General features: G+C 33.5%; 22 protein-coding genes. 11 read left to right on the top strand and 11 right to left on the bottom strand.

What is annotated here, in order from left to right:
- From sprC to NCC77_RS05415, 4 genes are all read right to left on the bottom strand, one after another.
- Window positions 1-1,434, bottom strand: coding sequence for a gliding motility protein SprC (gene sprC / locus NCC77_RS05430; protein ID WP_250834674.1), 1,434 nt, complete (start codon window positions 1,432-1,434; stop codon window positions 1-3).
- Complete coding sequence (locus NCC77_RS05425) at window positions 1,431-1,835, bottom strand: hypothetical protein (protein ID WP_250834673.1); 405 nt, start codon at window positions 1,833-1,835, stop codon at window positions 1,431-1,433. Before NCC77_RS05425 ends, sprC begins: the two co-directional genes overlap by 4 nt.
- Before the next feature lie 100 nt (window positions 1,836-1,935).
- Entirely contained in the window at window positions 1,936-3,228 is a 1,293-nt protein-coding gene (locus NCC77_RS05420) for a hypothetical protein (protein WP_250834672.1), read from the bottom strand.
- A gap of 182 nt (window positions 3,229-3,410) precedes the next feature.
- Window positions 3,411-3,863, bottom strand: a complete 453-nt coding sequence (locus tag NCC77_RS05415) for a hypothetical protein (protein WP_095930184.1) — start codon at window positions 3,861-3,863, stop codon at window positions 3,411-3,413.
- Between the two features lie 444 nt (window positions 3,864-4,307).
- On the opposite strand from NCC77_RS05415, the gene NCC77_RS05410 reads away from it, so the two are divergent.
- The 4 genes from NCC77_RS05410 (at window position 4,308) to recA (ending at window position 7,620) form a co-directional block, all read left to right on the top strand.
- A complete protein-coding gene (locus NCC77_RS05410) occupies window positions 4,308-5,456 on the top strand; it encodes a DNA polymerase III subunit (RefSeq protein WP_250834671.1) in 1,149 nt (382 codons plus the stop codon).
- A 6-nt stretch (window positions 5,457-5,462) separates the two neighbouring features.
- Entirely contained in the window at window positions 5,463-5,846 is a 384-nt protein-coding gene (locus NCC77_RS05405) for a DoxX family protein (protein WP_095930182.1), read from the top strand.
- A 113-nt stretch (window positions 5,847-5,959) separates the two neighbouring features.
- The gene (locus NCC77_RS05400; RefSeq protein ID WP_095930181.1) at window positions 5,960-6,469 is read left to right on the top strand and encodes an acyl-CoA thioesterase; all 510 of its coding nucleotides are present in this window, start codon (window positions 5,960-5,962) and stop codon (window positions 6,467-6,469) included.
- Window positions 6,470-6,612: 143 nt separating this feature from the next.
- Window positions 6,613-7,620, top strand: a complete 1,008-nt coding sequence (gene recA / locus NCC77_RS05395; protein ID WP_250834670.1) for a recombinase RecA — start codon at window positions 6,613-6,615, stop codon at window positions 7,618-7,620.
- 553 nt (window positions 7,621-8,173) lie between these two features.
- Here the strand turns inward: recA and NCC77_RS05390 are convergent.
- Window positions 8,174-8,917, bottom strand: coding sequence for a lysophospholipid acyltransferase family protein (locus NCC77_RS05390; RefSeq protein WP_250834669.1), 744 nt, complete (start codon window positions 8,915-8,917; stop codon window positions 8,174-8,176).
- A gap of 248 nt (window positions 8,918-9,165) precedes the next feature.
- Here NCC77_RS05390 and NCC77_RS05385 point away from each other — a divergent pair, with 248 nt between their 5' ends.
- From NCC77_RS05385 to NCC77_RS22945, 4 genes are all read left to right on the top strand, one after another.
- A complete protein-coding gene (locus NCC77_RS05385; protein WP_250834668.1) occupies window positions 9,166-9,543 on the top strand; it encodes a GxxExxY protein in 378 nt (125 codons plus the stop codon).
- 124 nt (window positions 9,544-9,667) lie between these two features.
- Window positions 9,668-10,642, top strand: a complete 975-nt coding sequence (gene trpS / locus NCC77_RS05380) for a tryptophan--tRNA ligase (protein WP_250834667.1) — start codon at window positions 9,668-9,670, stop codon at window positions 10,640-10,642.
- Between the two features lie 23 nt (window positions 10,643-10,665).
- On the top strand, window positions 10,666-11,070 hold the full coding sequence (locus NCC77_RS05375) for a hypothetical protein (protein WP_250834666.1): 405 nt from the start codon (window positions 10,666-10,668) through the stop codon (window positions 11,068-11,070).
- 95 nt (window positions 11,071-11,165) lie between these two features.
- Window positions 11,166-11,288: a hypothetical protein gene (locus NCC77_RS22945; protein ID WP_284705077.1), complete on the top strand. Its 123-nt coding sequence runs from the start codon at window positions 11,166-11,168 to the stop codon at window positions 11,286-11,288.
- A gap of 18 nt (window positions 11,289-11,306) precedes the next feature.
- Here the strand turns inward: NCC77_RS22945 and dprA are convergent, their stop codons facing one another.
- The gene (gene dprA / locus NCC77_RS05370) at window positions 11,307-12,407 is read right to left on the bottom strand and encodes a DNA-processing protein DprA (RefSeq protein WP_250834665.1); all 1,101 of its coding nucleotides are present in this window, start codon (window positions 12,405-12,407) and stop codon (window positions 11,307-11,309) included.
- Window positions 12,408-12,644: 237 nt separating this feature from the next.
- On the opposite strand from dprA, the gene NCC77_RS05365 reads away from it, so the two are divergent.
- Together NCC77_RS05365 and NCC77_RS05360 are read left to right on the top strand one after the other, a co-directional pair.
- Window positions 12,645-13,616: an HU domain-containing protein gene (locus NCC77_RS05365; RefSeq protein ID WP_250834664.1), complete on the top strand. Its 972-nt coding sequence runs from the start codon at window positions 12,645-12,647 to the stop codon at window positions 13,614-13,616.
- Window positions 13,617-13,744: 128 nt separating this feature from the next.
- A complete protein-coding gene (locus tag NCC77_RS05360) occupies window positions 13,745-14,179 on the top strand; it encodes a hypothetical protein (protein ID WP_250834663.1) in 435 nt (144 codons plus the stop codon).
- Between the two features lie 248 nt (window positions 14,180-14,427).
- Here NCC77_RS05360 and NCC77_RS05355 read toward each other — a convergent pair whose 3' ends face one another.
- From NCC77_RS05355 to mnmG, 5 genes are all read right to left on the bottom strand, one after another.
- Window positions 14,428-14,982: a hypothetical protein gene (locus NCC77_RS05355; protein ID WP_250834662.1), complete on the bottom strand. Its 555-nt coding sequence runs from the start codon at window positions 14,980-14,982 to the stop codon at window positions 14,428-14,430.
- Between the two features lie 284 nt (window positions 14,983-15,266).
- Window positions 15,267-17,546 carry a helix-turn-helix domain-containing protein gene (locus NCC77_RS05350; RefSeq protein ID WP_250834661.1) on the bottom strand — a complete coding sequence of 760 codons (2,280 nt, stop codon included), beginning with the start codon at window positions 17,544-17,546 and terminating at the stop codon, window positions 15,267-15,269.
- 102 nt (window positions 17,547-17,648) lie between these two features.
- A complete protein-coding gene (locus tag NCC77_RS05345) occupies window positions 17,649-18,233 on the bottom strand; it encodes an OmpH/Skp family outer membrane protein (RefSeq protein ID WP_095930173.1) in 585 nt (194 codons plus the stop codon).
- A gap of 234 nt (window positions 18,234-18,467) precedes the next feature.
- Window positions 18,468-19,316: a class I SAM-dependent methyltransferase gene (locus NCC77_RS05340; protein ID WP_250834660.1), complete on the bottom strand. Its 849-nt coding sequence runs from the start codon at window positions 19,314-19,316 to the stop codon at window positions 18,468-18,470.
- A gap of 343 nt (window positions 19,317-19,659) precedes the next feature.
- Window positions 19,660-21,531: a tRNA uridine-5-carboxymethylaminomethyl(34) synthesis enzyme MnmG gene (gene mnmG / locus NCC77_RS05335; protein ID WP_250834659.1), complete on the bottom strand. Its 1,872-nt coding sequence runs from the start codon at window positions 21,529-21,531 to the stop codon at window positions 19,660-19,662.
- Window positions 21,532-21,747: 216 nt separating this feature from the next.
- On the opposite strand from mnmG, the gene NCC77_RS05330 reads away from it, so the two are divergent.
- On the top strand, window positions 21,748-22,045 hold a 298-nt coding region (locus tag NCC77_RS05330), incomplete at its 3' end, for a hypothetical protein (protein ID WP_250834658.1).

Raw genomic sequence — 22,045 nt, 5'->3', positions numbered from 1 at the left:
TTATTTTATAACAGTTATTGATCCTTTTTTTTCACCTGTGTCGGATTGAATGACATAGTAATAAACGGGATTTACATTCTTAAAATCTACATTGTTTTGAGGCCAATCGCCTTGGTAATTCATTACATCCAAAACCATATCTCCGTTTGAACTAATGATCATTACCTTTGTATTTGCATTTTTATATTCGTCTGGAATATTCCAGTACGGATTCATACCACTTAATTTGATAATGTTTGGAATAACACTTGATGGGCCTGAATCGCCATTTATCTTAAATGTAAATTCTTTGCTAGAAACACATCCAGATGCCAAAGAAACCTTAGCTTTATAATTACCTTTAACAGCTACAACATAAGATCTTGTTGTTTCGTTAGGAATTAAATTATCGTTTAAATACCATTCGTAAGTTGCATCTGCCGCATCTGTAGTAATCGTAACCGTTACTGTTTCTCCTTCGCTTAATTTATATCCATCCTCAGCATCAATACTTGCGTCGAAACTATTGCTTTTCAAATCGATAGTTCCTGTTGCTTTACATCCGCCAAAATCGACTTCAACAGAATACACTCCAGATTCGTTTGTAGAGTAAGTACGGTTAGTAGCACCAGCTATCAAGACTCCATCCTTTTTCCAAGCATAGCTGTTTCCAGAAGTTGCAGTTAAAATAGTACCTGTTCCACTAGCACAAAACGGGTTTCCTAAACTTGAATTAATTGTCACGTTAGATCCACTAGAAGAAGAGACAACATTAACACGATTAGAACTAAAGTTAACATCAGAGCATTGACCATAATCGATCTCTGCATAATATTTTCCTGTACTATTAATAACGATATCTTTAGAAGATTGTCCAGCAATAAGAACATCGTCTTTGTACCATTTATATTTAATATTAGAAATATTGATTGGAGAAGGAGTCTCTGCACTAACAGAAAGGGTTAAACTACCACCAGCGCATAGCATCGCTGTATCAGTCTTACCATTGATAAAGAAAGATGATTCGTATGGTTTGAAGTATGCAGGAAATGCAGTATTTCCTAAAGAATTTCTAAATCTTGAACTCGTAACGCCTGTTGAACTTTTTACTCTAAGACTATAGGTATCAGAACCAACTAAATTTGTAGGCACTGCATATTTAATTGTTTTTTGAGTTGCAGAAACATCAACCGTTTGAAGCAAAGTTGTGGCAACAGGGGTAGTAAAATTTCCCGCAGCGTCTGAAAGCTCCACTACGAAGGTAGTACCTGCGGGAAAATCTATATAACTAAAAGAAGCATAAAACTCGTTGAACGAATTACCAGCACAAAGTTTTTCTAACCCATCAAAGGTTTGAGGCGCTATAGTTTGGGCATAGGCATTCGATCTAGCAAATAGTAAAATGCTAAATAATATTAAAACTTTAAAAAAAGATAAAGTAATTTTTTGAATCATATAGTGCGTGTTCTTGCTAGATCTATACGCTCAAAAAACAAGATATCTATGAATGTTTCTGAGAAATCATACTTGTAGTTTTCAATCACTTCTTTTGCAAGAACTGAAGTAGCCGCAAGTGTAGAATTCTCTTCACAATCGTTAGATAATGTATTTGACTCAGCCGCTATAGTAAGGCTGTCCTTGGGGTTGGACATCCCTACTATAAACTGATTAAAATTGCTGTTTTCAATAACAGCACTATTATTACTGTTCTTTTGGTTATTACAAGCCAAAGTTAAACTGTGCTCAGAACCAACAGCCTTTGTAGGTTGTTCTGCTGTATTCTGTGCATATAGAGTTAACGAAATAGGCGAAACCAAAAATATTATATATAAAAAATATTTTTTCGTAGATACCATTATGTTTTGATCTTTATTTAGGCCCTTTAGACGATACATAAATTGTGTCTGGGGACTTAATTAATAAAATTTACGCGTGGGAAATAAAAATCGAAACTATTTATCTATTACCGCTAGAAGCTGTGATTTTTCCTAATTGTAATCTAAAATCTGGTTTTTTTGGATTGAACATATCAATGAATGTTTCTTTGTTGTCACTTTGTGACATTACGTTAAAGAAAACACTGTTTCCATACCAGCTTTCTAGATCTTCATTGTTAGAATTGTACTCTGTAAAGATGTTTCCATTACATAAGTTGAAATACATTTCCTCAAATTTGATTTTTTTAAGGTTGGCATCATTGATTTCAGTTTTGCTATCTAATAATACAGCAGGGTTAAATCCAGAGATTACACTTCTTTTCATTTCAAGAGAAGCATTCTCTGCTACATAAACAGCCTCTTTTACTAAACCTGCTTGAATGTCAGCTTTAATGTTTTCGCTGTCGTTAACCATTGTAATATTACTAGCAACAACTAAAGTTTGTTTTTTAGTGAAGTCTGTTTCACTTTTCTTCTCATAAGATTTAACCTCCATACAACGAGATCCATCTTTAGTACTTGAGAAGTAAGAAGATCTAACTGCTAAAGAGTTGAAGAAACGACATTGAACTCCTTGAGAAAATTTAAAGTCGTCGTTAACTGATTTATAAGATACGAATTTTGTAGCATTTAAGTCACCACCTAAGATCCCGAAAGAATCTCCTCCAGCGTAACTTACCATAATGTTTTCAAGAACAGTTTTGTTTCCAACAGCTGCAAGAGTCAATCCGTTGAAAGTATCTAAACCTTTTACTTTTTTACCAGCAAACTCGATTCTAACGAATCTTAAAACTCCAGAGTTTGAAGCTACATTATCACCACCGTAAGTAGTCATTGTAGGATCTAAGTCAAGGTTATAAGAACCAACATTTCCGAATTTGTTAATTGGTGCATCTCCAAGGATTACAATTCCACCCCAATCTCCAGCTTTTTTCATGCTGCGGTTTGAAGTAAATACAATTGGATCTGTTTCTAAACCATCAGCCACTAATTGTGCACCTTTTGTAACTACCAATGTTCCTTTTGTTTCGAAATCACCAATAATTACAGTTCCAGGTTCGATAGTTAAAACAGCATTGTTTGTAACATAAACGTTTCCTTGTAGAACGTAGATATTTCTTTTTAGCAATTTAGTATTAACAGAAATATTTCCTGCTAAAATTTGGTTTGCTTCTCCATAGTCAACTTTATTAGGCTTAAACTCGGTCCAATTGTTTAACCAATTAGTGTAGCCCATAATTCCTTTCTCTTGTTGAGCACTCATACTCGTAACTGTCAAAAGAACGCAGATCAATTGAGTAATTTTTTTCATGATAAGGGGGGTATTACGGTTAATAATAAATTTGGGTATGCGCAAATACAAAAACTCCTCTCAAGTTTTCTGGAATTTTACAGAACCCTCAAGAATGAGTTTTTTTTATTTTGTTTTCGAAGAATGTCAAAGCAATATTTTACTGAGACTTTCCAGAAAAAAATTTCAAAAAAAATGCTTTATTACATTTCGTTCAAATCGTTGAACTCGTGTAATGATTTCAATGTACTTTCGTAGAACAAGATTGCCGCGATTAGATTTCCTTTATCAGAGTAAGGCATCATTTTTCTTTGGAATTCTACAGTTGTATCCAAAAATGTTGTTGTACCAACTGCTTGAGCATCCAAAACTTTTTTGTGTTCACTATCGTCTGGAATACCAAGGTCGGCCATAGTAACTCCAGGTTTAGTAACCAAAGCAATGTAAGGGAGAGTTTTAACTAATACTTTGATACGCTCGATGTATAATTCCAAAAGTTCACCCTTTTGCATACCACTTAATTCTTTTTGATCATGGTATTTTCGGATAAGAGCAGTTGTACTAATAATACTTCTCGGTGCGTTTTTAGCTTGTGCTGAAACAGCCGCAGTAGTTAAGATAAAAAAAGCACTAAATAGAATAATTTTCCCTTTCATAGATTCTTATTTTATAATTGGTTGTTGATAAAAACAAAAATATAGAAATTAACTTAAATTACAACTCTAATGAATTTTTTTTTCAAAAAATTTCCTTAAAAAAACCTTAAAAACCAGTCTTATGTCGAGAAAATGTGCGTTTTAACGGGCTTTTTGTTAAAAATGTTAATTAAAAAATCGTAAGAGATTATCTATAAAAAATAAAAAATTAACTCTATAAATAGCCAAAAAAAACCTACGTTTGTCGAATTTCGAAAAAAAATATTAACAAAAACATCTTGATATTTACTCACTTGAAGATATTTATTAACAAAATTCTGTCGAAAGTGATCCGAAAATTTTAAAAATCATCTCCTCGCTTCGGCACCGAAATTGAAAATTGTGAACTGCTAAATAATCTATCTCTAAAATTTTTGACTACACATTTTCTTCTATCTTTGCGCAATGCAATTTTCTCAAATTTTAGGTCAAGATTACATCAAAAGCCACTTGATAAAAAGTGCTGCTTCTGGTAGAATTCCTCATGCACAATTATTCGTTGGTCCAGAAGGAAGTGGCACATTAATAACTGCCATTGCTTATGCTCAATATATTTTGTGTAGCAATACCGGCGACGAAAATTCAAACGGAAACGATTCTTGTAATCTAAAGTTTGATAACATCTCTCATCCCGATCTGCATTTTATCTATCCAACCGTTACAACCGAAGACGTAAAAACAAAACCTAAGAGTTTAGATTTTATTCAGGATTGGCGTAGTTTTATTCAAGAAATGCCTTACGGAGGTTTGTTCGATTGGTATAAAATTCTGGGTGTACAAAACAAACAAGGAGAAATTCGTGTTGAAGATGCACAGGAAGTTTTAAAATCGCTTGCGCTAAAATCGTATGAAGGCGGATACAAAATCATGATTATCTGGATGGCCGATAAAATGAATATCGCCGCTTCCAATAAACTTCTAAAACTTCTGGAAGAACCTTCAGAAAAAACCATGTTTATTCTGATTTCTGAAAACGAAGAAGATATTATCCAAACCATACGTTCGCGATGCCAGGTAATTCATTTTAACGGACTGCCAGAAAAAGTTATTGCCGATGCTTTAATTGCCCAAGAAAATATAGATGCCGGCTTAGCCAAAAAAATTGCGCATCAGGCGCAAGGTAATTTTAGCAAAGCATTGCATTTGTTAAAAGAAGATGATGATGATCTTCCGTTCGAACAATGGTTTGTAAATTGGGTTCGTGCTGCTTTTAGAGCAAAAGGAAATGCTGCGGCCATTCAAGATTTAATTTCTTGGAGTGAGCAAATTGCAACGTTGGGACGCGAGAGTCAGAAAAAATTTATTCAGTATTGTATCGAAATGTTTAGACAAGCTCTAATGCTAAATTATCAGACGCCTAGTTTGGTTTATATAGAGCCGAAAGTCGATAAATTCAAATTAGAAAATTTTGCTCCTTTCGTAAACGGAAATAACATACACGAAATATTTAAAGAACTTTCAGATGCCCTATATCATATTGAAAGAAATGGAAATGCAAAAATAATCCTTACCGATTTATCTATCAAATTGACTCGTTTAATTCATAAAAAATAATTCATAATGAACAATGTTGCCTCAATTTTACTTTTAGCTTTTCTAGCTTTAACTTTTTTACAATCGGGTTACGAAAAAATTTTTTATTGGAAAGATAATGTAGCTTGGCTAAAAGAACACTTTGCCAAAACACCATTAAAAAATCAGGTTCCTCTGGCTCTTTTACACTTACTAATTTTGGAACTAATTTCTGGAATTTTATGTGTTGTTGGGGGAATACAATTATTTACAAATAATGGCAGAGAATTTGGTTTTTACGGAGCTATATTTTCATGCATCTGTTTGTTAATGATGCTTTTCGGTCAAAGACTTGCAAAAGATTACGATGGTGCGAGAACCATTGTTATTTATTTTATACCAGCCGTTATGGCTGTTTATTGGTTGAACTAAAATATGCCACAGATTTCACAGATTCCGACAGATTTTTCTAATCATTTTAATCTGTTAAATCTGTAGCAAAAAAAGCCTTTTTCTAGGCGTTAAAACAAATTTTATTTAAAAAAATGAATCCAAAACATCCTTCAGAATCCCTTACTATTTTAACTGATTTAGTTTTACCGAGCGAAACAAATCCTTTAAACAATCTTTTTGGTGGTGAATTATTAGCCAGAATGGACCGCGCCGCAAGTATTGCAGCCCGCAGGCATTCGCGACGAATTGTAGTAACGGCTTCTGTAAATCACGTTGCCTTCAATAGAGCAATTTCTCTTGGAAGCGTTGTAACCGTAGAGGCAAAAGTTTCAAGATCATTCAAAAGTTCGATGGAAGTTTTTATTGACGTATGGGTAGAAGACCGCGAATCTGGAAACAGAACTAAAGCCAACGAAGCAATTTACACCTTCGTTGCTGTTGACGATACCGGAAGACCAGTTGAAGTACCAGCAATTATTCCAGAAACCGAGCTAGAAATTCAGCGATTTGATGCAGCGCTTCGTCGCAAACAATTGAGTTTATTGCTTGCTGGAAAAATAAAACCTTCTGATGCTACAGAATTAAAGGCTTTATTTTTATAGAACGATTTTGTGACAATTTGGAACAATCAAACTTCAAAAAAAGAAGTAATTTTACAAATTATAAAACAGATCAATAAGATTACGGAAGAATTTTCTTATTTTTATCCAGAAAGACAAAACAATAATTTAGATATTAGAAAAAAATGAGTTCAGAGAAAGAAGCCAAATTAAAAGCACTACAATTAACGCTTGACAAACTTGACAAAACCTACGGAAAAGGAACCGTAATGAAAATGGGCGACAGAGCCATTGTAGAAGTAGAAACGATTTCTTCTGGCTCACTAGGTGTTGACTTAGCTCTTGGAGTAAACGGATACCCGAAAGGAAGAATTATCGAAATATATGGTCCAGAATCTTCTGGAAAAACAACTTTGACGCTTCACGCTATTGCAGAAGCTCAAAAAGCAGGTGGTATTGCTGCCTTTATCGATGCCGAGCACGCATTTGATAGAAACTATGCTGAGAAATTAAATGTTGATATCGAGAATTTAATTATTTCTCAACCAGACAACGGAGAGCAGGCTTTAGAAATTGCTGAAAACTTAATTCGTTCTGGAGCTATAGACATCGTTGTAATTGACTCTGTGGCGGCTTTAACTCCGAAAAGTGAGATCGAAGGTGAAATGGGAGATTCTAAAATGGGTCTTCACGCACGTTTGATGTCTCAAGCATTGAGAAAACTTACTGGAACTATCAGTAAAACAAACTGTACTGTTTTCTTTATCAACCAGCTTCGTGAAAAAATTGGTGTTATGTTCGGAAATCCAGAAACTACAACTGGAGGTAACGCACTTAAATTTTACGCTTCTGTTCGTTTAGATATTCGTCGTTCTGCTCAAATTAAAGATGGTGAAAATGTGATTGGTAACAGAACTAAAGTAAAAATCGTTAAAAACAAAGTGGCACCACCATTTAAAACTGCCGAATTCGACATCATGTACGGAGAAGGTGTTTCTAAAACGGGTGAAATCTTAGACTTAGCAGTTGAGTTTGATATCGTTAAAAAAGCAGGATCTTGGTTTAGCTACGGCGATACAAAATTAGGTCAAGGTCGTGACGCTGTTAAAACTTTAATTAAAGATAATCCAGAACTTGCTGATGAACTGGAAATTAAAATTAAAGAACATATAAAAGAATTGGCAAATGCCTAAAAAATAAGTCGAAAAAAGACGCTTTTTTTAAAGCCGAGTAATGTAAAAATTACTCGGCTTTTTTTATTTCAAAATAAAAATGAAATTTTAACGCAACCTTTTTACAAAACTTTCATCTCTATAAAAAAGCAGTTTATAATTGGTACTGCCATATATCAATTTCGAGTTTTTTTTAGAATTTACGTTGGTTGGTTATTTGATTAAAAACCCGTTGGCATCTTCATCTGACGGGTTTTATCAAATTTTTTAATTTTTGACGCAACCTTTTTAATTTTTCTACATCTATAATAATGTGACATTAACTTGAGTTATTAACTAAACTCTTTATTATCAACCATTAATATTTTTAACCATGAAAGAAAAAATGGAATTGTTGTACAGTAAAAACCGAAGAAAAACCAAATTGAGATTTAAAAAAGTATTGCGTTTTATTTCAGAAAAGATAATTCACAGATAATAACTTTTGAATAAAAATAGGGGGTTTTTAATTCAAAGAAAAGCCGGTAGATAATTAAATCTACCGGCTTTTGTATTTTACATAATGTTTTTATAGTTATTCCTTTTGATAATCCATTAAACCATTATAAATCATGTTTCTAACTTGATCTCTTAATTCTTTTCTGTTGTCACTTGTCAATCCTTGTGTTTCTACGAAAGGTAAAATTCTAGCTCGCATTTTTCCTGGACTTCCACTCAAAAAAGTATACGAAAAACGTTCCTTATTATCTGGATAAACAATAGGGACAATCGGAATCTGATGATCTATCGCTAATCTGAATGCGCCGTCTTTAAACTCATCCAGCAAAATACTTTCGTCATCTGGAACTCCACCCTCTGGGAAAATGCAAATACTTAAACCTTGATTTAATCTATTTTGAGCTCTTTTAAAAACTTCATTTTTACTTTTAGACGAACTTCTGTCAACTAAAATACAAGTTCTTTTATAGAAAAATCCAAAAAGCGGAATCTTTACCAGCTCTTTCTTCCCAACAAAAACAAACGGATTTTTAATTAAAGCCAACGTAAGCATAATATCGGTCATAGAGGTATGATTGGCCACTATCATGTAACTTTTGCCTTTAATGAGCTTCTGTTCGCGTTTTACGGTATAAAAGAAACCCATTCCGAAAAGGATAAATTTAGCCCAAATGCGGGCCATTTTAAAGAAATATGGATATCCTTTCTCAGAAAGGATAGAAATTACCAGAAAAGGCAACATAATGAGTATTGGAATGGCCATCAAAATGTAAAACCAAACTCTCCAAAGAATCCAAAAAGCAATTTTAAATATTTTCATAGCTTCAAAAGTAAGAAAACCGAAATGAATTTTCTATATAGAATTTATTCTCCTCACTCTTTTATTTCTAGCACAGAGTTCACAGAGTTTTTCCGCAGAGTTAAGAAGTTTAATTTAATTTTCGGGATTTACTAAAGTAAAAGTTCACAAAGATTTATATTCACTTGAGTTTAGCTCAAATTTTCAAAATCTATTGAATAAATTTTTATATATTTATACGAAATTCTGCGTTAAAATTAAATAAAAAAATGAATGAAAATGAAATTTCGACTATTGTAATTGGTCTAGCAATCGAAATACATAGAAAACTTGGACCCGGTTTATTAGAAAATGTTTATCAAGAATGTCTATTCTATAAACTCAAGCAAAAAGGCCTCATAGTAGAAAAGGAAAAACCAATGCCGTTAATTTTTGAGGAAATAAAACTAGACTGTGGCTATCGTATCGATTTACTGATTGAAAACAAGTTCATAATTGAAATAAAAGCAGTTGAAGCTTTAACGGTAAACCATCTAGCGCAAACATTGACCTATTTGAAACTAGGAAACTATAAATTAGGTTTGCTAATTAACTTTAACGAAACTCTTTTGAAAAATGGTATTAGAAGAGTCATAAATAACAACTGAAAACGGTAAAAAAATACTGTGAACTTCAAAAAACTCAAAAAATCTTCTTAAACTCTGCGAAAAACTCTGTGAACTCTGCGCTAAAAAAACGAACTTTGCGGATCAAGAATAAGAAAAAACGAGAATGGCAAAAATACTTACTGGTGTTCAAAGTACAGGAACACCGCATTTAGGAAATTTATTAGGCGCAATTATTCCGGCAATCGAATTATCAAACGATCCAGCAAATGAATCTTATTTGTTTATTGCCGATTTGCATTCCATCACTCAGATTAAAGACGGAAAGACTTTAAGAGAAAACACTTATAGCACAGCTGCGGCTTGGCTTGCGTGTGGATTAAATCCTGAAAAAGTAACTTTCTACAGACAATCTGATGTGGTTCAAACTACAGAATTGACTTGGTATTTGAGCTGTTTTTTTCCATTTCAAAGATTGACTTTAGCGCATTCTTTCAAAGATAAAGCAGATCGTTTAGACGATGTTAACGCAGGACTTTTCACATATCCGATGCTAATGGCTGCTGATATTTTATTATATGACGCTGAATTTGTTCCGGTTGGAAAAGATCAGTTGCAGCATTTAGAAATTACTCGTGATGTTGCGGCTCGTTTCAATCACCAAATGGGTGAAACGTTTGTACTTCCTGAAGCTAAAATTGAGGAAAACATTATGTTGATTCCAGGAACAAACGGAGGAAAAATGAGTAAATCTGCCAATAATATTATCAATATTTTCTTGGACGACAAAACATTACGCAAACAGGTAATGAGTATTGAAACAGATTCGACTCCGCTTGAAGCTCCAAAAAATCCAGATACTTGTAATGCTTTTGCTATTTATTCATTGCTAGCAAATGAAGAGCAAACTGCCCAAATGAGAGCCAACTATTTAGGCGGAAATTACGGTTACGGTCACGCGAAACAAGCTTTGTTTGAATTGATTACAGAAAAATTTAAAACAGAAAGAGAAAAATATAATTACTACATCAACAACCTTGAAGAAGTTGACGCTTTGTTGAAAAAAGGCGCTGCAAAAGCTTCTGTAATTGCCGATGGTGTTTTGGCAAAGGTTAGAGAGGTTTTAGGTTTTGCAAAATAATCAAAAAATATAATCCATTATTAATGACGAAAGAAGATGCAATTGAGGAATTAATGTACCAGAGTGGTAACCACGAAAATATAGAAAGCGAAAGATGGCAAAATGGTTTTCTGGGGCAATTACGTCCATTTAAGGGAATTTTGCATGAAGAAAACTATCACTTGATTATGAAATCTTTAAAGGTTCTCGCTCCTGAAATGGAAAAAGACTTTATAGATAAAAGAATAATTAATACAATTTGGGGAATTTGTCATTTGGGTCGAATGTGGGCAGTTCATCCAGAAGGAATGCTACAAAGCAATAATTTGATTACAGAACAGCAAATTTTACAAATTGATAATTGGCTAATAGATATTTCATATGCCGCTTTTTGTCTTTTAGATGGAGCTGGGTCGGAAGAAGCTTTTTTTGAATATGAAGAAAATTAAAATAAAACCGCTGATCAAATAGATTAGCGGTTTTTTTATGAAATAATATTATTTTTCGTAACTTCAAGTATATTAACCTCTTAAAAATAAAAAAGATGGATAAGTATATTGAAGATTACAATGTTCCACCGTATGTATTTCAAATTCTAAATATCGTTTTTGGTTTATTGCTTATTTACATTTTATATCGATTGTACAAACACTTTACAAGAAAATAATATATAGGATTTTCTGCGTTAAATTGACTCAAAAAGTTTTCCAGGAAGCGGCCTTATAACGCCCTTTAATTCCATCCCAATCAAAATTCCTGACAGTTTGAAAATTGGAATTTCACATTCAATTGCAATAAGATCAAGTAATTCCTTTCCGTTTTTCTGGAGAAAATCATAAACCTTTTGTTCTACGGGTTCTAATTCTACAAAAAGCTGTTTCTGAATCGTTTTTGGATTTTCTTTAATATCCCAATTCAACATATAAATCAAATCTGCGGCACTTGTTAACACATTTGCTTTCTGAGTTTTAATCAAATTATTACAGCCCTGGCTATATTTGTCTGTCACTCTACCTGGTACCGCAAAAACATCGCGATTGTAATCATTAGCCATATTTGCCGTTATTAAAGATCCGCCTTTGTCAGCAGATTCTATCACGATTGTAGCTTCAGTCATCCCAGCAACAATACGATTTCGACGAACAAATTTTTCTTTATCCGGATTCGAATCACTCCAAAACTCGGTTATGAATCCGCCCTTCTCTTCCATTCTGGCCATGTACTTTTTATGAGTTCTCGGGTAAATTTGATTTAAGCCATGAGCTAGAACGCCAACAGTTTGCAAATTAAAATCCATTGCTGCCTGATGCGCCACGATGTCAACTCCATAAGCAAATCCACTTACAATTACAGGATCAAGAGGAGCAATATCTTCTATCAATTTTTTACAGAAATCTGTTCCATAAGAAGTAATCTGGCGTGTACCTACAATGCTAATTATTTTTTTGTTTTTGAAATCCAGATTTCCAGCGGTAAAAATCAGAATTGGTGCATCAATGCAATGCTTAAGCCGTTCTGGGTAGTTTTCGTCCTGAAAAAAAGAAATCTGAATATTGTTGTTTTTAATAAACGAAAGTTCTTTATCTGCCTTCTCAAAAACACTTTTATCTTTCAGATTTTTCAATAAAACACTTCCAATTCCATCAACCGCTGCTAATTGCGAACTTTTAGCTTTAAAAATAGCCGAAGCATCGCCAAAAGAATTAAGCAACTTTTTGCCCATTATATCTCCCACTCCATCAACCTTTAATAAGGCAAGTAAATTAAATAATTCCTGATCGTTCATTGTTTTTAACATTATGTAAAATAGAAAAAATAAATCTACTTTTTATGAGGCGCAAATATCTATAAAACAAAGTAATTTCTTAATAAATTTTAAAAATAATTCTCGTGATGCTTTTTAAATAAGAAAAACCTACCACTTAATTAATTGAAAACGAATTGCCTAAAAATAATTCTGAATTGTTAATAAAAATTGTGAATAAAATTTTGATAACTATACGCGTTGTCTAACTTTGTTACTATGAAAATCGAAGTATATATCTCACAGTTATTGTATCGTTATCAGTGTGTAACGGTTCCAGGGTTTGGTGCATTTTTAACAGAAACTCATTCGGCGCAGCTAAATGAAAGCACTAATTCGTTTTTTCCACCAAAAAAAACCATTTCTTTTAACAGCCGTATCAAAAATAACGACGGATTGTTGGCAAATCATATTGCTCAAGCAGAAAAAACATCTTATGGTTTTGCTGTTAGCGCAATTGCTTTTGAAATTTTGAATTGGAAAAAAGCATTAGAAGAAGATGGCGTAATTCTTTTAAAAAATATTGGAGAGCTACGTTTAAATTCTGAAAGCAACATTGTTTTCAAGCCAAACGATCAGACCAACTATTTATCTGCTTCTTTTGGATTGAGTCCTTTTGTTTCTCCAATGGTGAAAAAAGAGGCATTCGAGAAAAAAATCGAAAAAATTGCAGCAAAAGAAAAAGATGCTGTTTTGATATACGAAAGTGAAGAAGAAACCAAATCTTCGAATCCGTTCTTGCGATATGCTGCAATTCTGGTTTTAGGACTAGGAATTACAGGAAGCATTGGTTATCCATTATACCAAAATCAAATTGATAACCAAACACTTGTTGTAGAACAAGCAGTTCAGAAAAAAGTGCAAAACAAAATTCAAGAAGCCACTTTCTTTATCAAAAGTCCACTTCCGGCTGTAACTCTTTCTGTAGATTCTGCTGCTGTTGAAACTGTCGAAACCACAATGCCTTACCACATTATGGCGGGTGCTTTTAGAAGTGAACAAAATGCTAGAAAAGCTTATAACCAATTAATTAAAGATGGTTTCAAAGCCAGGATGCTAAAAGAAAACAAACACGGTTTATTTCCTGTTTTGTACGGAAGTTATGCTACAATGAAAGAAGCAGAACAAGCTCAAAAAGAAATACAAAAAGGCGAAAATCCACAAGCTTGGATTCTGGTCGAAAATCTATAAAATACCTTTTAATCCTGTTCGAAAGAGCAGGATTTTTTTTTGTCTTATTCTGTTGTTTTAAAATCTTTGAATGGACACTTCTTAAACTCTATTCAAATAAATTCGTCTTCATAAAATTTAATACAATCATGAAGACAATTTTTAAAACCTTTACTTTTTTATTACTACTTGGCTCTCAGTCCATTTTTGCACAACAAAACAATTCTGATCAAGAAAATCAAATAAAGAAGAACGAAGCTCAAACACAGCAAGTTCTTAAAGAAAATTATAAAAAGCTTGATGACAAAATTGCTGTACTCAAAAAAGAACAGAAAGAATTGGAAACCAAAAAGAACACTCTTGTTAAGGCTGAAAACCAGTTAAAATCGACTAGAGATAAAATTGAAAAGTTGGAAATCGCTAATCAGAAAATCGAAAACAAAATCTCAACTACATCGGTTTCTGACGAAGAGATTCAAAAGCAAAAAATTAAAACCAAAGAGAATGAAGTTACAATTCAGAAATTGAAGCTTACGCAAATTTCTCAAGAAAAAGAATTAGAAAAAATAATCTCAAATATTTAAATAGCGTTTTAATAGAAAGAACATTTTCTTTTTTAAGCTTCGGAGAAGCAAAATATTTATAGCTAAGAATAAATATTTACAATATAAAGCTCGAGCGGAGCGACATAATTTTATAATAAATATGTCGCTCCGCTCGAGCTTTTTTCATTTGTTTTATTTGATTCTATAAATATTTAACCTCTCTGAGGTTCAGCATATAATTCTATGTGGAAATTAAATATCTTTTTAAAATAGCTTCTTTCTAATGTTTATCGTGAAACAATATTGGCGTCTTGAGATAGGATTTCTTTTCCAGACTGATAAACGGTCAATATTGCTGGCGGCGAATCTTTTTCTCCCAAAACAATAAAATAGCATCGGTATTTGAAATTGCCTTTTTTAAAATCGAAGTAATGGTTTCCTCCCGTTCCGTCTGCAACAAAAACTCCTTTTTCGATTACAAGATCTGGAGTTTCAGTCATTTCCTGTTTGATCGACCAAGAAGCATAGCGATAATTATCATTTCCTAAATCATCAATTCTAATTCTGAACTTAGAGGTTTCAAGAACTGCAACAGGTTCTTTAAAATTTGAAAGTGAAGAATTTACGCTTTTTTTCTGCTTTGCGATTAATGAATTTTTCAATTTCAATTCTTCCTCCGATTGATTATTGATGCTGATAATTCTTCCATCAATATCGATCCACATGTCTCCACGATTTAGCATAATTCCGCGCCATCCCACTTCTGACCAATCTTTTGCTGGATCCGATTTTGTTATTTTTTCAATTAAAACCTTATCAAAAATTTGGTTATATCTTTTCACGAAATCTGCTTTATCCTTCACCGAAGGAATTGGATAATCTCGCTTAAAGGGAATTTTATACGTTTTGCAATTGCTTCTTTATCGCCGTTTTTCACTTCTAAAATAAATTTCGAAATGAACTTTTGATATTCTGGTTTCAAATCCTGGGCAATCAAAAATGAAGAATTAAATACCAGAATTGTTAGAAATATTTTAAATCTTTTCATGTCAAAAATAATTTAATACGTTAGGAATTAGATTTTTGAAAAAAAGAAAACCGTGTTTCAAGTAGGACGTTCATAAAATCAATTGATGCTCGCTTTGAACATTTTTAGTTCGTCCCAAGTAAATTCATCTCCATATTTTTCTTTCAAAGGACTCAAAGATTCTTCTTGATAAAACTGAAAAGCTTCTCGCAAAGCCAAAATTTTATCATACGGAAGAACATCAGTAATTTCGATTTTCTTCGACTGAATAAGTCTTATCAAATGGCCTTCGATCGTTTGAACATTTAATTTACGCATTCTTGCAATATCTTCAACCGAATTTTTCTCCATCCACAAATCGTATGTTTCTTCGACTGTCGTTTTTTTAGCCGTTTTAAGCTCACTTTTCTCCGTCTTAGTTGATTTGTATCGAACAACTGGTTCTTCGGCTCTAAAAATGTCCGTATTTGTCGTTTTCAGCTCTTCTCGAATCCTTTCTGCTTTGTTCGTTTTGTAATTTTTAATATTTGGCGATGTTAACTTTTCTTTACTGATTTCTTCGCCAGCCACAACTACTTCGATCAATAACTTGGCTTTCATCAATCTCAAAACCGCTTTGGTCTGCAGATCTTCCAAAAAGTTAAGCTCTTCGTAGAATTCTTTTACTTTTTTAAATTTTTGAATTTCAGCCATTTTGTAAATCAGATCATCGACCAATTTGTCCATCGGCTTGAAAAAATAATCGTAGGCCGCCTCTACCCTTTCTTTCACATAAAACAAATCGACCGTTTCCTTGCTGAAGATTTTATTGAGCTGTGAAATGAATTTCTGCGAAGGATCTAAAAGCTGTTCCATGATTTCCATTCGTTTATGCGCCCAAACCGCATGTTTCGTTTTTTCGGAACCGGCCGCATTTTCGTTATAACTGAAACGATGATTTCTCCATTCCTGCGCTAATTCTCCCCAATTAAAACTGTTTATCAAATAGTTATGAATAAAATTTTTGGTTTCGAAGTGAAGCGCTTTCTCCAAAGTTTCTTCAGTTGCCCTGTTCAAAGCGTAATCCATCACATCTTGGTCGTTCGAAATACCATTCATCTGCATCGGAGAAAGCAAAATAAGCCCTTCTAACGAACGCAAACGCGAAAGTGCTACATAGGCCTGCCCAGGAAGAAAAACTTGCGATACATCGAGCGCTGCTTTGTCAAAAGTTAAACCTTGGCTTTTGTGCACCGTAATCGCCCATGCTAGCTTGATTGGATAATGCGCAAAAGTTCCTAAAACCTCTTCTTCGATATCTTTGGTTTGTTCGTTAACTTTGTAACGGATATTTTTCCATTCGTACTTCTCCACTTCGAGTGTCATGTTCTCTTCTGGAAAGTGAACAAAGATTTCTTCATCAGAAAGCGATTTGATTACACCCATCTTTCCGTTGAAGTATCTCTTTTCAAAAGACAAGTCATTTTTGACGAACATGATTTGCGCACCCACTTTCAATTTCAATTCTTCTTCAACAGGAAATATCTTTTCTGGAAAATCTCCTACCACAAATGGCGTATATATGTATTCTTTACCATCTAAATCATTGATTGACTGCGAGTTGATAGAATCAGCCTTAGCATTATGCGTTGTCAGCGTGATATAGCCTTTGTTCTCTTTGAAGTCAAAATCTGGCTTAACATACTGATTTAGAATAGTTATGTCCTCTGGAGTGATCTGGTTATTTCTCAAATTGTTCAAAACCGAAATAAAAGCATCATCGGTCTGGCGGTAAATTTTTGACAATTCGATATAAATCGGCGGATACGTTTGGAGAACATGAGAATGGAAAAAGAATTTCCCACGGTAGTAGTTTTTCAGTGTTCGCCATTCTTCATCGCGAATCACTGGCGGCAATTGCAGCAAATCTCCAATAAACAAAACTTGAACTCCGCCAAACGGATGAGTATTTCTTCGAACCGTCTGCATCATGAAATCGACAGCGTCCAACAAATCGGCACGCATCATACTCACTTCATCAATCACAAGAAGCTCCATGTTTTTGATTACATTTCGCTTGACGTTATTCATTTTGAAATGGCGGCGAAGTGATTCTTTGTTTTCAAATTTCACCGTTTCTGTAAATTGCGCGCTTACATCATACGATGGAATAAACGCAGAAAACGGAAGTTGAAACATGGAGTGAATGGTTACGCCACCCGCATTCAAAGCAGCGATTCCGGTTGGTGCAACGACCACAGTATTTTTATGCGTTGTGGCAATAATTTCGCGTAAAAGCGTAGTTTTTCCCGTACCTGCTTTTCCCGTAAGGAAAATAGATTTCTGGGTCTGATTGATGAATTGCAAAGTATAAGCTGCCGCTTCTGAAACGTTCTGCATTGGGCTTGTATTAAAAAAATAAAATTACCGCATTTTTATAAAAAGAAAAAACCTAAATCGCAGTGGATTTAGGTTTTCAGTAATTTAGTTAGTTTGGTAGTTTTATTTTTTAGCTTCGCCTTCTTTTGTTTCAGCTGCTGGTTTTGCATCTGTTTTTGGCTCTGCTTTGTATTTATCATTTAAAGCTTTGATAATTTCTTTTGTAATATCGTATTTCTCTTCAGCATACAAAATTGTAGCAGCATCTCCTGTTCCGTAGATGTAAGAGTAACCGTTTTTCTTTCCGTAGTCTTTAATGAATTTTTTAACTCCGCTAACAAGAGAATCCATTTCAACACCACTTTCTTGTTGTAATTGTTGTGCTAATGCTTGTTGTGCATAACCTAATTGCTGCTCTCTCTTTTGCAATTCAGCTCCTCTTTGCTGTGCCCAAGCTTGACCGTTTGCTTGTGCCTGGCTTTGAAAATTAGCAGCGTCTTGTTTAAAACGTGAAATCTCAGCTTGTAATTGTCTACCTTTTTCTTCCGCTTGAGCTTTGTACTTTGCCTCTAAATCTTTTGCCTCAGTGTATTCTTTCATCAAAACCGAAGTATCCACGTAAGCTGTTTTTACTTCCTTTACCTCTGCTGTTTTGTTACAAGAAACTGCGAAAACTGAAAGTGCGATAATAACTAATGCTTTTTTCATTTTTTTAAATTCTATTTTTTTAAGTATTGAAGACAAAAATATAAAAAAATCAATAGCATCAACATAAAGTTTAAAAAATGCGTAAAATTTATGATATTGTTTTTATTTATTAAAAAAAATATCATCATAAACCAACGCTATCGCACTATTTTAGATGCTTTTTTGCTTTTTTTATATCAACCAGAAAAAGCCACTCTGTCCTTTTAGGGTAAAATGGCCTTCTATATTTTTGTGTTATTTATTTTTTAAAATATAAATATGCGATGAATATTCTTTTGAGTTCTTCGCTTTCCAATTTGATTTTAAACCAATGAAAAAAGCTTTAACATAATTCATCTTTCCTGTTTTGTATTTTTCAGACAAAAGGCTTACGTAAAAAGAATCGAACTTCATTGGAAGAACTTTTTCCAATTTCATATCTTCTCTCTCAAAAAGCACTTGAATTGATTTTTTTGAAAAATGCCAAAAATGAATTGGCACATCATAGGCAGCCCAAAAAGTTTGATAATGGTTTGCATCAAATGATTTGTAGTTCGGAACCGCAATAATTAATGTTCCAGTTGGTTTTAATAAACGCTTCAATTCTTGGATCTGATATTCTAAATCTGGAACGTGTTCTAAAACGTGCCACATAGTAATTACATCAAGAGAATGATTTTCTAAAGTGCTTAATTCTTCTACAAAAGAAATTCCTTTTTCTTTTGCAATGTTTTTAGCTCGATCGCTCGGCTCTACTCCAATCGTTTCCCAACCGTCATTTTTTGCAGTTAGAAGAAAATCTCCAGTTCCTGCTCCAATATCTAAAAGTTTTCCTTTTTGTGGTTGTTGGCTATTAATTAAATTCAATTTATTCTTAAGAGCAATATTTTTCACAAAGTGATATGCTTTTTCAAATAACGAACGTTTGTTGTCGGTATGCGAAATATAATCTTCGCTTTCGTAATATTTACCTAAATTTTGAAGTTCAGGTTGTGGAGAAGTAATTAGCATATCTAATTCTTCATCGTAATACAAATCAAAAATTTCTTTTGAAACAGAATGGTCTTTTACCGTAAGAAAATGTTTTTTGTTTAAAACGTTCATTTTTTAATTTTATAGATATTGGGTTTAATTTATAGCAAATCCTAAAAACGAAATTATAACGCTTTTAGGATTTTTTTGTCTTTTTTATTTTTAATTCTTCTTTAGATTTCTTTTCACTTTTTATAATTCAGCATACCTGTAAAGTTGCTTTTATCAAATACTGTTTTACTCTTTCACTAAAATCTTCAAAAGGTTTCACGTGGAACAGCTACAATTTAGATTTCTGACTTTAGATTTATAATGGATTCTGAAAATAAAAAACCGAAAAATAGTTTCACGTGGAACAAGTCATTTTCAAAATATTACAGTAATCTGAAATCAGCAATCTAAAATCTAAAATTATTTACCTTCCCATATAAATCAAAAGCACGGAAATATCACTTGGTGATACTCCGCTGATTCTTGAAGCCTGCGAAATAGTTACAGGACGAATCTTGCTTAATTTCTGTTTTGCTTCAATAGACATGGATTTAATTTTATTATAATCAAAATTGTCTGGAATTTTTACTTCTTCCAAACGATTCAACTTATCTGCATTATTTCTTTCTTTTTCGATATAACCAGAATATTTAACTTGAATTACTGCCTGCTCTACAATTTCTTCATCCAGATTATTCTCTTCGACATACGATGAAACTTTTTCAAATTTCAACATATCTTCCAATTCAATTTGTGGACGAGAAAAAATCTTGAACATTTTATCTCCTTGAGAAATTGGTGCTGATTCTTTCGCTTCCAAAATCGGATTTGTTTCGGCAATTGTAACACTTGTTTCTTTGAAGAATTGAACCATCTTTTCAGATTCGTTTAGTTTCTTTTCCATTCTTCTTAAACGATCTTCAGAAGCTAAACCAATTTCGTATGACATTGGAGTCAATCTGAAATCGGCATTATCTTGACGCAACAATGTTCTATATTCTGCTCGCGATGTAAACATACGATATGGTTCTTCTGTTCCTTTTGTAATCAAATCGTCAATTAGAACTCCGATGTATGCTTCATCACGTTTTAAAATTAATGGATCTTTTTCGTGCACTTTTAAATGCGCATTGATTCCCGCCATTAATCCTTGAGAAGCTGCTTCTTCATAACCTGTCGTTCCGTTAATCTGTCCTGCGAAATATAATCCCTCAACTAATTTCGTTTCTAAAGTATGTTTCAATTGCGTTGGTGGAAAGAAATCATATTCGATAGCATAACCAGGTCTAAAGAATTTTACATTTTCAAAACCTGCAACAGAACGAAGCGCTTTAAATTGAATATCTTCTGGAAGTGAAGTTGAAAATCCGTTTACATAAACTTCACAAGTATTCCATCCTTCTGGCTCAACAAATAATTGGTGACGTTCTTTATCTGCAAAACGATTAATCTTATCTTCAATCGATGGGCAGTATCTTGGTCCTAAACTTTTGATTCTTCCGTTGAACATTGGAGAACGATCAAAACCTTCTCTCAAAATATCATGAACATTCAACGAAGTATATGTCATGTAACAAGAACGTTGATGCGTTAATGGAGCGGTCACATCTGAATAAGAAAACTTAGCTGGCTTTGCATCTCCTTTTTCTTCATTCATTTTAGAATAATCCAAAGAACGCCCATCTACTCGAGGTGGCGTTCCTGTTTTCATTCTTCCAGCTTCAAAACCTGCTTTGATCAAATCTTCTGTAATTCCGGTTGCAGCACTTTCTCCTGCTCTTCCTCCTCCGAATTGTTTTTCTCCGATATGAATTAAACCGTTCAAAAAAGTACCATTTGTCAAAACCACAGATTTGGAACGAATCTCCACTCCTAGTGAAGTTCTAATTCCTTTTATCTTTCCGTCTTCAATAATTAATCCTTTTACCATCTCTTGATAAAAATCAAGATTTGGAGTCGCCTCCAACATCATTCTCCATTCTTCTGCAAAACGCATTCTATCACTTTGAACTCTTGGCGACCACATTGCAGGTCCTTTTGATTTGTTCAGCATCTTGAACTGAATTGCAGTCTTATCAGAAACAATTCCTGAATATCCTCCAAGCGCATCAATTTCTCGAACGATTTGTCCTTTTGCAATTCCACCCATCGCAGGATTACAAGACATCTGTGCTATGTTTTGCAAACTCATTGTAACCAATAAAGTTTTCGATCCCAAATTTGCAGCCGCAGCCGCAGCTTCAGAACCAGCATGGCCTGCACCAACCACAATAACATCGTATTCTTCTAAAAACATTTTGTTTTATTATTCTCCAAAAACCGCTAACGCGGTTTTTAGAATTAGATTTATTTCTTTCTTTGTTCCACGTGGAACTTTATATTTTGTTTCAAGTTTTGAAGTTTCAAGTTTTGAAGTTTTGAAGTTTTGAAGTTTCAAGTTTCAAGTTTCAAGTTCAAACTGAAACGTGTCAACTGGAATTCTCAAATTCTGGAATCAATAAAAATGTTTCACGTGAAACATTTTACTTCATTCAAACCAGAACTCTCAAACCAGAACTCTCAAACCAGAACTTTCAAAACAGAACTTTCAAAACAGAACTTTCAAAACAGAACTTTCAAAACAGAACTTTCAAAACAGAACTTTCAAAGCAGAACTTTCAAAGCAGAACTTTCAAAGCAGAACTCTCAAAGCAGAACTCACAAAGCAGAACTCTCAAAGCAGAACTCTCAAAGCAGAACTCTCAAAGCAGAACTCTCAAAGCAGAACTCTCAAAGCAGAACTCTCAAAGCAGAACTCTCAAAGCAGAACT

The organism is Flavobacterium tyrosinilyticum (genome assembly GCF_023656565.1).
GTDB classification, from domain to species: domain Bacteria; phylum Bacteroidota; class Bacteroidia; order Flavobacteriales; family Flavobacteriaceae; genus Flavobacterium; species Flavobacterium tyrosinilyticum.
This window is presented reverse-complemented; position numbering and strand designations above follow the sequence as displayed.

Excerpts from the sequence above, each read along its gene's own strand:
- sprC (WP_250834674.1), bottom strand. The coding sequence starts at position 1,434 with ATGATTCAAAAAATTACTTTATCTTTTTTTAAAGTTTTAATATTATTT.
- NCC77_RS05425 (WP_250834673.1), bottom strand. The coding sequence starts at position 1,835 with ATGGTATCTACGAAAAAATATTTTTTATATATAATATTTTTGGTTTCG.
- NCC77_RS05420 (WP_250834672.1), bottom strand. The coding sequence starts at position 3,228 with ATGAAAAAAATTACTCAATTGATCTGCGTTCTTTTGACAGTTACGAGT.
- NCC77_RS05415 (WP_095930184.1), bottom strand. The coding sequence starts at position 3,863 with ATGAAAGGGAAAATTATTCTATTTAGTGCTTTTTTTATCTTAACTACT.
- NCC77_RS05410 (WP_250834671.1), top strand. The coding sequence starts at position 4,308 with ATGCAATTTTCTCAAATTTTAGGTCAAGATTACATCAAAAGCCACTTG.
- NCC77_RS05405 (WP_095930182.1), top strand. The coding sequence starts at position 5,463 with ATGAACAATGTTGCCTCAATTTTACTTTTAGCTTTTCTAGCTTTAACT.
- NCC77_RS05400 (WP_095930181.1), top strand. The coding sequence starts at position 5,960 with ATGAATCCAAAACATCCTTCAGAATCCCTTACTATTTTAACTGATTTA.
- recA (WP_250834670.1), top strand. The coding sequence starts at position 6,613 with ATGAGTTCAGAGAAAGAAGCCAAATTAAAAGCACTACAATTAACGCTT.
- NCC77_RS05390 (WP_250834669.1), bottom strand. The coding sequence starts at position 8,917 with ATGAAAATATTTAAAATTGCTTTTTGGATTCTTTGGAGAGTTTGGTTT.
- NCC77_RS05385 (WP_250834668.1), top strand. The coding sequence starts at position 9,166 with ATGAATGAAAATGAAATTTCGACTATTGTAATTGGTCTAGCAATCGAA.
- trpS (WP_250834667.1), top strand. The coding sequence starts at position 9,668 with ATGGCAAAAATACTTACTGGTGTTCAAAGTACAGGAACACCGCATTTA.
- NCC77_RS05375 (WP_250834666.1), top strand. The coding sequence starts at position 10,666 with ATGACGAAAGAAGATGCAATTGAGGAATTAATGTACCAGAGTGGTAAC.
- NCC77_RS22945 (WP_284705077.1), top strand. The coding sequence starts at position 11,166 with ATGGATAAGTATATTGAAGATTACAATGTTCCACCGTATGTATTTCAA.
- dprA (WP_250834665.1), bottom strand. The coding sequence starts at position 12,407 with ATGAACGATCAGGAATTATTTAATTTACTTGCCTTATTAAAGGTTGAT.
- NCC77_RS05365 (WP_250834664.1), top strand. The coding sequence starts at position 12,645 with ATGAAAATCGAAGTATATATCTCACAGTTATTGTATCGTTATCAGTGT.
- NCC77_RS05360 (WP_250834663.1), top strand. The coding sequence starts at position 13,745 with ATGAAGACAATTTTTAAAACCTTTACTTTTTTATTACTACTTGGCTCT.
- NCC77_RS05350 (WP_250834661.1), bottom strand. The coding sequence starts at position 17,546 with ATGCAGAACGTTTCAGAAGCGGCAGCTTATACTTTGCAATTCATCAAT.
- NCC77_RS05345 (WP_095930173.1), bottom strand. The coding sequence starts at position 18,233 with ATGAAAAAAGCATTAGTTATTATCGCACTTTCAGTTTTCGCAGTTTCT.
- NCC77_RS05340 (WP_250834660.1), bottom strand. The coding sequence starts at position 19,316 with ATGAACGTTTTAAACAAAAAACATTTTCTTACGGTAAAAGACCATTCT.
- mnmG (WP_250834659.1), bottom strand. The coding sequence starts at position 21,531 with ATGTTTTTAGAAGAATACGATGTTATTGTGGTTGGTGCAGGCCATGCT.